This window comes from Pseudomonas sp. DCB_AW (assembly GCF_026240895.1).
GTDB lineage: Bacteria > Pseudomonadota > Gammaproteobacteria > Pseudomonadales > Pseudomonadaceae > Aquipseudomonas > Aquipseudomonas kermanshahensis.
Map to the genome: position 1 here is coordinate 1 of NZ_JAPFCE010000195.1, position 405 is coordinate 405.

Below are 405 nucleotides of genomic sequence, written 5' to 3' on the forward strand. Positions count from 1 at the left end.
TGGTGATGGTGGTGTGAGGAGACGGTGACCTGGGTCCCAAGGCCCCAATAGTCATAGGCCTCGAAATTCTCTGGACGCCAAGGCGTAAGTACTCCTCTCGATTGCGCTGCGCAGTAATAAACGTCCGTGTCCTCAGGTTTCAGGCTGTCCATGTCGAGATATACCGTCTTCGTGGCCTTGTCTCTGGAGATGGTGAATCGGCCCTTCAGGGAGTCTGCGTATGTTGTATGTTCACTCCATCTAATACCAGCTACAAACTCACGCTCCTTCCCTGGAGCCTGGCGGAACCAGCTCTGGGCATAGGGACTGAAGGCGCCTCCAGAGGCTGCACAGGAGAGTCTCAGAGAGCCCCCAGCCTGCACCAATCCTCCCCCAGACTCCTGCAGCTGCACCTGGGCCATGGCC

The 405-nt window shown here is 57.5% G+C and carries 1 protein-coding gene; it reads right to left on the reverse strand.

Translation table 11 applies throughout. The annotated features are described in order from the left end of the window. The coding region (locus OO306_RS28475) for a hypothetical protein (protein WP_369124847.1) at positions 1-401 on the reverse strand (401 nt) is incomplete at its 3' end. Positions 402-405 lie beyond the last annotated feature (4 nt).